The organism is Acinetobacter sp. UBA1496 (assembly GCF_002324975.1).
GTDB lineage: Bacteria > Pseudomonadota > Gammaproteobacteria > Pseudomonadales > Moraxellaceae > Acinetobacter > Acinetobacter variabilis.
Genome location: NZ_DCRI01000067.1, coordinates 1 through 11,284, shown reverse-complemented (window position 1 = coordinate 11,284; position 11,284 = coordinate 1). Strand labels below are relative to the sequence as shown.

10 protein-coding genes and 1 pseudogene are annotated in these 11,284 nt (G+C 38.4%); 4 read left to right on the top strand and 7 right to left on the bottom strand.

Going from position 1 to position 11,284, the window contains the following annotated elements; translation table 11 throughout:
- Positions 1–105: 105 nt before the first annotated feature.
- Positions 106–660 (bottom strand): FG-GAP repeat domain-containing protein, encoded by a 555-nt coding sequence (locus B3143_RS07450; RefSeq protein WP_208462270.1) that lies wholly within the window; start codon positions 658–660, stop codon positions 106–108.
- 26 nt (positions 661–686) lie between these two features.
- Between B3143_RS07450 and B3143_RS07445 the strand changes: the two genes are divergently transcribed.
- On the top strand, positions 687–1,244 hold the full coding sequence (locus tag B3143_RS07445) for a hypothetical protein (protein WP_208462269.1): 558 nt from the start codon (positions 687–689) through the stop codon (positions 1,242–1,244).
- 481 nt (positions 1,245–1,725) lie between these two features.
- On the opposite strand, the gene B3143_RS07440 is transcribed toward B3143_RS07445, so the two are convergent.
- From B3143_RS07440 to B3143_RS07430, 3 genes and pseudogenes are all read right to left on the bottom strand, one after another.
- On the bottom strand, positions 1,726–2,775 hold the full coding sequence (locus tag B3143_RS07440) for a 3-deoxy-7-phosphoheptulonate synthase (protein WP_208462268.1): 1,050 nt from the start codon (positions 2,773–2,775) through the stop codon (positions 1,726–1,728).
- A gap of 552 nt (positions 2,776–3,327) precedes the next feature.
- Positions 3,328–3,858: a hypothetical protein gene (locus B3143_RS07435; RefSeq protein WP_034704160.1), complete on the bottom strand. Its 531-nt coding sequence runs from the start codon at positions 3,856–3,858 to the stop codon at positions 3,328–3,330.
- Between the two features lie 208 nt (positions 3,859–4,066).
- Positions 4,067–5,180 (bottom strand): annotated as a pseudogene (locus B3143_RS07430) (S-(hydroxymethyl)glutathione dehydrogenase/class III alcohol dehydrogenase).
- A 120-nt stretch (positions 5,181–5,300) separates the two neighbouring features.
- Here B3143_RS07430 and B3143_RS07425 point away from each other — a divergent pair.
- From B3143_RS07425 to B3143_RS07415, 3 genes are all read left to right on the top strand, one after another.
- Positions 5,301–6,854 carry a phospholipase D family protein gene (locus B3143_RS07425; RefSeq protein WP_208462267.1) on the top strand — a complete coding sequence of 518 codons (1,554 nt, stop codon included), beginning with the start codon at positions 5,301–5,303 and terminating at the stop codon, positions 6,852–6,854.
- 263 nt (positions 6,855–7,117) lie between these two features.
- Positions 7,118–7,555: a hypothetical protein gene (locus B3143_RS07420; RefSeq protein WP_208462266.1), complete on the top strand. Its 438-nt coding sequence runs from the start codon at positions 7,118–7,120 to the stop codon at positions 7,553–7,555.
- Positions 7,556–7,733: 178 nt separating this feature from the next.
- The gene (locus B3143_RS07415) at positions 7,734–8,225 is read left to right on the top strand and encodes a pyridoxamine 5'-phosphate oxidase family protein (RefSeq protein WP_005235855.1); all 492 of its coding nucleotides are present in this window, start codon (positions 7,734–7,736) and stop codon (positions 8,223–8,225) included.
- Between the two features lie 60 nt (positions 8,226–8,285).
- Here B3143_RS07415 and B3143_RS07410 read toward each other — a convergent pair whose 3' ends face one another.
- The 3 genes from B3143_RS07410 to B3143_RS07400 form a co-directional block, all read right to left on the bottom strand.
- Entirely contained in the window at positions 8,286–8,870 is a 585-nt protein-coding gene (locus B3143_RS07410; protein WP_034171362.1) for a uracil-DNA glycosylase family protein, read from the bottom strand.
- 32 nt (positions 8,871–8,902) lie between these two features.
- Positions 8,903–9,613 carry an SGNH/GDSL hydrolase family protein gene (locus tag B3143_RS07405; protein WP_208462265.1) on the bottom strand — a complete coding sequence of 237 codons (711 nt, stop codon included), beginning with the start codon at positions 9,611–9,613 and terminating at the stop codon, positions 8,903–8,905.
- A 219-nt stretch (positions 9,614–9,832) separates the two neighbouring features.
- Positions 9,833–10,891 (bottom strand): fatty acid desaturase, encoded by a 1,059-nt coding sequence (locus tag B3143_RS07400; protein WP_208462264.1) that lies wholly within the window; start codon positions 10,889–10,891, stop codon positions 9,833–9,835.
- Positions 10,892–11,284 lie beyond the last annotated feature (393 nt).

Below are 11,284 nucleotides of genomic sequence, written 5' to 3'. Positions count from 1 at the left end.
TTTCGTATAAGGTGTATTATATTAATTTTAGAAAAACTTTAATATATATTTAATTTATATACCCTCAACTTAACTAAAATTCTCTTTTTCAAACGTCTCTAATCTTTATGTCATTTCTTCTGTATAAAGCTCTAAACGTGATATTTCTTTAATTTTTTTATCTACAAATTTGAAAATAACTCTATCTCTAAAACCTAAGACATAGGGTTTATCTGCCTTAATAGAATTATCATTTGTTATAATTTCTAGCATCCCATCATTATCTATATCAGTGAATATGTATCCAGTAGTCGTGCTAACAACTACTGTATCCATTAATTGAAGTGTGGGTTCATCTGGATCTTTTATATAATTATATATTTCTAATTTACAGCTATATGGTCCTGCACCTGATTGTATGAAAATTTCATCCTCTCCATCATTATCTATATCAAACTTAGATAAAACATAGGGTTCATTAACTCTATTCTGAAAATCATATAGCTCTATTACTTTATTTTCATTTGGTGAGCTAAGAATAGCTAAAATCTCTATAGGCTGAGAAGCTAGTTTGTTAAGAACACTAGAAAATTTTTCATCGCTTTTTTTACCTGAAAGATAAGCATAACTAATTGATACTACACCTATAATCCAACCTGTTATCGTTAAAAAATCATTCATAAATTCATCTTGTAGAAATAGTAGAGATGGCTATTCATATTGTGTTAATTTTAGCACTTTACAATATAGTAATTCTTATGTCAGACGAAATAATTAAATGGTTAAATATATTGGCCAATATATGTACTATTTTAGGATTTATTATTGCTTTCATATCCCTGATTTACTTTCTTAGAGACTATAAAAATAAAATAGAGTACGAAACACGAAAAGTATTTATTGAGAAAGGAGGGTGGACAAATGAGGGCGACATATATACTCAAGATTCAATTTTTTTCTCACTAGAAATTGAAAACACTCATAATTATGTTTTTTCTGGAACCATAACCACTTCAAACTATCCAGAAAAACTAACTTTTTATTTCGATAGAGTTCGTGGCAAATCTATATTTATTAAAATTCATAAAAACATCGGATGGCGTGATGTAGATCTTGCATTAGCAAAATTAAAATTTATTTCTCCTGATCTAATTCAAATTACTTTTACTAAAGGCTTTGAAGAAGATAACTATCAACCTGAATTTCCATATAAGACACTCATGTGGCCATTTGCTCCGTATCTAAAAAATCTAATAGAGGAATAATTATAAGTCTTCCCCATTTAACATAATGGCTGTTATGCAAAATATTAGTGTAAGCCCAAAATAGAAATATCCATTTTCAGACCATGACACTGATTATGTCACCTAACGTTAAAAGTGACATTCGTCATATGTTTTTAGTCAAATTATGCTTTGCCCAGATCCTCAGTATTAATCGGTAGAAAGCGTACGTGATCTAAACAGTTCAAGTATAGAAATTTGAGTATTTTCCGCCTGCAAAAATGGATTAAGACGATTACTTTTTAATTTTATTTGCGGGCAAAGCTCATAGACTCATCTGGAGTACAGTCTTTAATAAATTATTGTTATTGTTTGTTTTTATTAAATTTATAAGATTTTTCTAATCATTATTTTTATTTTCAAACGCTCTGATGAGCTGCTTTAAGCATCTAGGAGATGCGCTGATCAGCTTCATCCGATTCTGTCTTTCCCCAACGAATTGAGGAAAGACAAGACCGTCAGTTTAAGCGCTACGCTTTAAACTTTCGCATCGCAGTGAATCTGCCATATTTAACAATAATTGCTCGGTTTTTGTCCAGCCCAGACATCCATCAGTCACTGACTGGCCGTAAACCATATCTTCTGAGATTTTCTGGTTGCCATCGACCAGATGACTTTCGAGCATTACACCACGTACATTGTTGTGCAAACGTTCAGCGACGATCTGCTCCAGCACTTTAGATTGTAGCATTGGGTTTTTTGAACTATTGCCATGACTGCAATCAATAACCAGGGCCGGCAAATCGATTGAGTGTTTTGCTTTAATCTTTTCAATTTCAGACAACTGGTAGTTCGGACCACTATTTGAACCACGCAGGATCAAATGTGCTTTTGGATTACCTTGTGAGTTCAGGATACATGGCAAACCCGATTGACTCATCCCCAGGAACTGATGGGGGTTGGAAGCTGACTGAATGGCATCAAGAGCAATTTGAATCGAACCATCTGTCCCATTTTTGAAACCGATGCTGTACGGCATATGGCTGGAAATTTCACGGTGAATTTGTGATTCACTTGTACGCGCGCCAATCGCGCCCCAGGTCAATAGATCATCAAAATACGCCGTTGCCATTGGACTTAAGATCTCTGAGGCAATCGGCAGGCCCATGCCAATCAGTTTTAGGTACAGTGCACGAGATTTTTCCAGACCCAATTGCATATTGGATGAGCCATCGAGTTCTGGGTCATACAGGAAGCCTTTCCAGCCGACAGTAGTCCGTGGTTTTTCAATATAAGCCCGCATAACCAGGAAAATTTGATCTGAGACCTGTTCCTGAAGCTGTTTTAATTTTTCTGCATATTCCAGTGCGGAAGCTTCATCATGAATGGAACATGGTCCGGTAATCACCATTAAACGGTGATCTTTACCCTCTAAAATATTTTGAATAATTTGACGCTGTTCAGCGACTTGTACAGCCAATTGCGGAGACAGTGGCAATTGCTGCTTAAGCTGCTGTGGCAAAGCTAAAATGGTTTCTATTTGATGTTGTTGTGATGTATTTGCAATATTCATGACTTTAAATCCTGGGACTGGCAATCAGTCCAAACTTTTATTTGAGCGTTATGGGTCTAATCGAAGATGTCGAAAGCGTCATTAGCTGGCTAAAGTAAGACCAATAAAAGTTGCTAAAGTATGAATAGTTAAAGTTTGTCATGGCTGTCTCCAAAAAATTGTTAAATCACATGCATAAAAAAACCTGATCAGGGTTGCCGATCAGGTATTAACTGGTGGGCAACCTTTTCATTGCCCAAACGCATTCAGGCAATTATCTAAACTGCCAGAAATAAAAATAAGCGTTTGAAATGATAGGTTGCTTTAACATGTTTATGTCTTTCATAAAAATGTGAATCTGAAATTAAAATACGCGCTCTATCCAGTTTTGACAAGTAGTAAATATAAAAAAATATTTATCAGTATTTGTACTTTTACTTATCGCCCTAGAATTCTAGCCTTTCAGTGATTAATTTTCAGATATTAATAATGAACAAAGTCGTGAAAGTCAGCGGACTTTGCCCATTTCCTTAAAACCAAGAGCATATAAGATCTTGGTTTTGGCATTTGCAATTAACGGGTTACGCGATTCCATGCATCACGTACTGCAAATTTTGCCTGTTCCCAGTTCAGACGTGACTGGCCTTTTGCTTGCTCCCATTTTACTTTCAGATCGCTTTCTACGTCTTCAAAACGGGTATTAGCATCATATGCCCCACGGTTTTCATAACCGACACGATAGGCCGCATCATAGTCACGATCGTAATCTAAATCGCTATACGTGGTACGGGCATCTGAATAATAAGGGGTTTCAACAGCATTATCTCGCCAGAAAGCTGCTTCTTCAGTCGGGTTCACAGCTTCGCCTACGCCTTTACCTGCGAGACCACCGACCACTGCCCCAACAACACCACCTACTGCTGCACCGACCGGACCGCCTGCGGCACCGACCGCTGCACCTGCCGCTGCGCCACCTGCAGCACCAACACCTGTACCCACAGGATGAGCACCAGGTTCACCAGTAATTGGATCAGCATTTAAATCATCGCGGACATCTTTAGGCGCATTCTTAATTACATCACGATCAAAATTATCATTCGACATAGAGCTTATCCTTATTCTTTAAAATGGTTTTATCACGTATTTTCATACGTTCTATTTAATATAAGCATCTGGTATGTAATGACATTAGCAGGCGTGTGTTGTTTCAGTGACTCTCTGTGAGGCTTTCATGCACTAATGTATCTTGAATCAAGTGAAAGCCGCATAAAAAAGACCGGATTGGTACCGGTCTTTTTTAGATTAAAACAGCTTAGTCAAAATGAATGACTGTACGGATTGATTTACCTTCATGCATCAGGTCAAAAGCTTCATTGATCTGATCTAATGGCATCGTATGTGTCACAAATGGTTCTAATTGAATTTCGCCTTTCATGGCCTGCTCAACCATGCCCGGTAATTGAGAACGGCCCTTAACACCACCAAATGCCGTACTCATCCATTTACGGCTTGTGACTAGCTGGAATGGACGAGTCGAGATTTCTTTACCTGCACCTGCTACGCCAATAATCACAGACTGACCCCAACCGCGATGCGCACATTCTAGTGCTGAACGCATTACGTCGACATTACCAATACATTCAAAAGAGTGGTCTACGCCCCAACCGGTCATTTCCACAATCACTTGCTGAATTGGCTTGTCATAGTCTTTCGGATTCACAAAATCAGTAGCACCAAACTGTTTAGCCAGTTCGAATTTATCTGGATTGGTATCCACGGCAATAATACGACCTGCCTTAGCCTGACGAGCACCCTTGTACAACTGCAAGTCCAATACCGCCTAAGCCAAATACAGCAACACTATCGCCTTCCTGCACTTTAGCAGTGTTATGTACTGCACCAATACCTGTAGTCACGCCACAGCCCAATAAACACACTTGCTCATGGTTAGCTTCAGGGTTAATTTTCGCCAGAGAAACTTCTGCAACGACTGTATATTCAGAGAACGTTGAACAGCCCATATAATGATAAATTGGCTGGCCATTATAAGAAAAACGGGTAGTTCCATCTGGCATTACACCTTTACCCTGAGTCGCACGAACCGCTACACACAGGTTGGTCTTACCCGATTTACAGAACAGACATTCACCACATTCTGCTGTGTAAAGTGGAATCACATGATCACCCGGTTTCAGACTCGTTACGCCTTCACCTACCTCAACGACCACACCCGCACCTTCGTGGCCTAAAATTGCTGGAAATACGCCTTCCGGATCATCACCAGACAAGGTAAATGCATCGGTATGACATACGCCAGTATGGCTAATTTTTACCAGTACTTCACCTGCTTTTGGTGGAGCAACATCTACTTCCACAATTTCTAATGGCTGACCTGGGCCAAATGCAACCGCTGCACGTGATTTCATGTAAAACAATCCTTTTATTACTGATTTACAGATGGTTAACAGTAACCTCTTTCTATTCGGAGATTCAACCATTAACATCACTAGTTGAGGAATAAAACCCCTATAACAAATGGAACATCAATGACTAAGCCCTCGTCAATTACATGTTTAAGTATTTTTGTTTTTAGCCTGACTATTTCTGGCTGTGAATTAGCTCCCAATACAGCAAAAGAAGAAGCTATTACTCCCGTACAATCGGCCCACTGGATTAGAGAGGAACAGCTACCACAAATTCAGGAAGGTAAAACGGCTTATCTGCCTTTATATGATGGTTTTATGAGTATGGCGGCAAGGTTATATCTGATCAATCAGGCCAAATACCATCTCGACCTGCAATATTACATCTGGAAAGATGACTATATTGGCAACATGATTCTCTCCCAATTATTAAAAGCCGCTGATCGAGGCGTGAAGGTTCGGGTTCAGATTGATGACCAGAACGGAACTCAACTGGATGATAAGCTGCTGGCCTTAGCCCAACACCCTAATTTCGAAGTCAGACTATTTAATCCTTATAAATTCCGTCAATTGCGTGCCCTTGATTACGGATTCCGTATGAAATATGTTAATCCGCGCATGCATAATAAACTGATTATTGCAGATGGTACGGCAGCGGTCACAGGTGGTCGGAATATCAGTAGTGAATATTTTGATGCCAGTGAAGACTTTCAGTTTAGCGATGTTGATATTTTCTTTGCCGGAAAACCAGCACACGATGCGAATCAGACCTTTATCAAATTCTGGAACGATGATCTAAGCTATGACATCCGACAAGTTCTAAATGATTCAGGCAATCCACAACTTTTAAAACGGCTGCGAACCGAATTTAAAGAAGATGAAGTCGATAAAAATGAGTTGAAACGTCGAGTTGTTATTGCGGAACAGCAGATTGATGAACAGCTGAGAAAGCGCCCGATTAAATGGGGAAATGCCTATTTTGTTGCCGATGCCCCTTCCAAGACCCGTCGTAGCGCCCAGAATGGTGATTATATTTATACTCATATGCTGGAACTTATGGGTGAGCCCAAAGACCATCTGGAACTGGTTTCTTCTTATTTCATTCCTACTCAGGAAGGTGCGGATTATTTAAGTAAACGTGCCCAACAAGGTGTCAAAATCAGAATTTTAACCAATTCTTTCCAGGCAAATGATGTAGCTTTGGTCCACGCCTATTATCAGCAATACCGTAAACAGCTCCTCACAAATGGAATTGAGCTCTGGGAATTTAAACCCTATATTGAACGACCAAAACGGACCTGGTATGAAATTATGACCGGTAATATTATTCCGGCCAAAAATAAGAACAGCTCCAGTTTGCATGCCAAATTCTTTGATCTGGATGGCATGGTATTTATTGGTTCCTTTAACTTCGATCCACGTTCTGCATATTTAAACACTGAAGTCGGTCTGGTGATTGAATCTGATCAGCTCCAAGATGAAATTACCAAGTCCTTAAACCAGTATTTACCCAGAATGGCTTATCAACTTAAGTTAAATAAACAGGGCGAGATCATTTGGCTGGAACATCAAAAAAATGGTTCAGTGATTCAGCATAATCATGACCCTGAAACAACACAATTCCAGCGTTATATGATGAATCTGGTGACAAAATTCCCGGGAGAATGGTTAATGTAATGACAGATACATTGCAATCAAATTACATTTAGTGTGGTTTTTCCTTAATTGATAGTTGGCTTTAGATATTTTAGATCTTTATTGGTAATAAGCTGAACAATATAAAATTGACTAAATCTCTAAATCGAGTTTTTCTACTTATATTTTTCAGCTTATTTCTTATACATTAATCAGATCAATGCTGACAAAGGTTTTACCTATTCCGTTGATTGCTCTAGAATTACACTTTTCCAGTATTTTGCGAATTTTCGCTTTCCACTCCCATGCAATTTTTTGATTTAAGCCGCCAGTTTAAATTCAGTGATATTCTCACCCCTGTTAAGACCTTGCAGGATCTGTCTCACCAAGAATGGTTTTTAGCCAAAGTACGGGTTGAACATGATTGCCTGTCTGATTCAGACTTGGTCGAAGGTCAGGTCGTACTTAAATCTAATCAGAATATCCAGATCGAACTGGAATGGCTGATTCAGGATAACGGTTATGAATTACAGGTACTATTTAAAGGTGTTGAAACCGAAGCTTCTGAAGAAACGCTGGTGATGGTTAAAGGTGCACAACTGGTCGATGAACAACAGCAACTGATTTCTGCACAGGCTTTAAGTTTATGGATTGACGGGACATTACTTCCAATGTTGCCAAATATTCGCAAGGAAATTAAAGCGCGCTTAAACCTGTGGGATTATGTGGAATATGATAGTTAATTCATTTTTCCATTTTCCATTTCTAAAATTTAAAAGAGCCATATCGGCTCTTTTTGTTCATAGGAAATTTATTTCTTATTTTTAATTGGTTAAATTGCCTTGACCTGAATATTTTTATGGCAATGCCTATTTTAGACATACAGATTAAGCTTGATTAAAATAATAAAGAGAAAACATCATGATTTCCCCTTCTGAATGGCAAAATATCCGTCAGGTAGTTGCTAATGCACAGCGTGCAGCAATGTATTGTTCGATCGCAACCGTCAATCCCCAAGGCTTTCCTAGTATTACTCCGATCGGAACTGTCTTCCTGGATCAGCAGTCTAATACAGGTTTCTTTTTTGATACCTACTCCACCACCTTCTCTGAAAATTTACAGCATCAGCCACTTGCATGCATTCAAGCTGTGAATAGCAGCAAACTTTTCTGGTTAAGCTCCATGTTTAAGGGAAAATTTAAGCATTATCCCGGTGTACGTCTATATGCAGAAATTGGCTCTTTACGTCCTGCTACAGCGGAAGAGATTGAGAAAGTTGAATCTCGTATTTTAGCTTTAAAATGGAGTAAAGGGAGCAAACTGATCTGGTCCAGCTTTCATCATGTGCGGGATATTAAAGTTAAGGATTATCGCTGGGTCGAATATCCCAATATGCAGGTAGAAAATATTTAAGAACTTTCTAAAAGTAAGTTTATTTCAAAAATATACTTAAAATTTATATTTATTCATAACTCAAATTAGACCGACATGCTCGAACATCATCCGATAACTGTCTGCTTTCTTATCTAGAGCCAAAGGATAAGCTCGGGATGAAGACGGCATCCGGTATAAATACAGCTCACGTCCAAGAAAATGTGCCTGAGTGGGCTCGCCTATACTTGGTTTCAACGTACCTTCAGGCATCGATAGCATCAGGGTATCTGTAGCCTTGTCGCCTGTGGTCATGATGTGGTTGCAGTCTGGCATTTTCCCTAATAGATCCTGCAAATTGGTTGGCACTACAATTTCCAGAAATTTATCGGAAGCATTTCCCTTCAGGCGTCGGATCTGATAAGCACTGTCAAAAATCGCAATACCCGTTTCAGTTAGAAACTCACGGATTAGATGTTCCTGAAATTTTTTATTGGGTAAGTCCAAAAAGTAATCTTTATTTTTAAAGAAAATTAACCCAAATATCCGCCACATATCATTTTGGTAATTCGGATAATAAAAATTCATTTTCCAGCGCGTTGCGGGTGGTGGAAAGCTGCCCAACATCAGTAATTTGGCATTGGGCGGTAAAAATGGCGGTAATGGATGGGTTTCAATATCCAACATAAACTGTTCCAGATTCAGGCATTTCAGTTATTTTAGAATGCCTGACGGATCTTACTAGCAACTTCTTGTCCCCAAAGTGTATAAACTTCCTTACTTGGATGAAAACCATCTTTGGCCATTTGTAAATTCATGGCACGATATTTTTCAATATCGTATTCAATCCATTGCATGTTCCTCTGCTTGTTCACAAATTTTTCCAGTTGCTGGTTCATGTGTTTGGCATATTGACCAAATAACCAGGCCAAAGGATTCGGTAAAGCCGGGAACATGTTCATTGGAGGAACACCGGCTGCAATCACCAGTTTTGGATTAAACTTTTGCTGGATTTTGCTATAAAACTGTTCCTGCTTCTTGATCCAGACATCGGCAGGCATGAATTTAGTCACATCATTCACGCCGACTGAAGTCACGACCACATCATAGGATTTAGCTTCAATCTGGTCTAAAGTACGAATGACTTTTGAGGTGGTATCGCCTGTTTTTGCCTGCAACTTCCATTCAATTTCAAAGTCATTTTTTAGCTCATTCAGAATCGCGCCGAGTAAAGCATCATCCTGATGATCTACGCCCACGCCTGCTGCTGCTGAATCACCTACAATCAGTAATGAAAGTTTTTTTCCTGTTCCTGTTTGCCCTTCACGTGCACCTTCTGGTTCTGGAAGTTTTATCGTATTTTTTTTGACACGGTTACCCTGAATTATGAGCGCGGGAATTAAGGCAATAGTGGCAGCTTTGAGCAACATAATGGACTAATTTATATAAAGATATGATTGATTCTACTGCAATTTATGGATTACGAGTAATACCTCAGCAGTCATTTTTAATGAATATTCACGTAACTTAGAATTTTGTCCGTACATTGCTTTCTAATATTTGTATATAAAATTTTTACTTAACGAGTAGATTAAAAAATTAAAAAATCCCGCCATTTAGCGGGATTTTTTTTTAATGTAGCTGATCTATCAAACTTTATGATCATTCCAGCGGTTCATGCGCTTGAAAGTTCCGATATCATTAAAGCGTACACCCACTTCTTTCATGACTTTATGCGCCGTTTTAGAGGTCAACTGACGTATATAAAAGGGTTCTTTGACCACAAAATGATGGATCGCATGAGTTGAACCGAAATTACAGCAAAATAACTGGAATGGCACCATCCACCATGGATTCAGTACCTGAGTCTGCTTGATGACATCGCGTGGATCAATATCACCATAATAATGCATATTGGAGCTAACGAATTGCAGGCTAAAAGAACGGATAAAATTCGGAATGATCCAAATTACTGCCAAGAAATTCACAAGCGGCATAGCTTCGATGATACTTTCCGACCAAAGCATTTCATAACCAAAGATTGGTGCAACAGCATTGCCTACATGAAAAACTACAAATAAATAGCACAGACCATAATAAATCATGCTTAATGGCAAGAAGCCCAAGAGCTGAGAAATCATGGCAACTTTACGTTCTTTTTCAGGTTGTTTTTCCATAAAAAGATGAATCATTTTAAACATCTGAAAAGGACGCAAATACACTGACATCAACTGGTCACTGATCACTAGTATGCGGCGAATCCCCCATGGCATACCATTACTGATGCCACGTTCTTCAAGATCATATTCAGTTCCTGAATATTTATGGTGATGCAAATGCATGCGTCGGCGAGCCCATGGACTAATTGTATTTGGACGAGCCAGCCATACCAGTGCCAGCATCAAATGATGTGCCCAAGGCGTTTTTTTGAAATACATATAATGAATCAGGTCATGTTCCAATTCATGTGTCAGTGAAGCAAAAATTGCAATCAATGGAATGGTGAACCACGCCGAAAGATAACCATATCCATATGCCAATGCGCATGCGATCATCCCCGTCCAGGCAAAACCTAAAATACTCGCACCAATAAAATTCTGATGTTTGAGTATAGGATAACGGGTACGCATTTCTTCCCCGGCCTGTGTAACGATATTTCTGACCTTAGAGATTCGCTGTTGGTCAGTCATATCCGAAGATGTAGACATATGGACAACCTTTAATTTCTGAACAATTGTACATTAAAGGAATTTATAAAAAAGAGAAGTTATCTTTCCACTTTCGCAGCGCGTATGTCCAAGTTTTGGGCAGTTTTAGTAATTTTTTTAAGATCAAGAATAAAGCAGAAAAATAAGGAGATATTTTCTATAAAATTTATCGTCTAAAAATTCTTTTCTTAAAAATTTAATTATCTCTATTCTGATAAAATTTTTATTTTTATATAGAAATAAAATTTATTCATCATCAAAGTGTTAATGACTTTTAGGGATTTAACTAAACATCTTAATAATTTATAACGCCTTTAAATCCGATACCAGAATTATCCAACCTACTTTTATCCAAATTTTTAAATACTAAAAATGGCGGATTCAAGCAGCAAG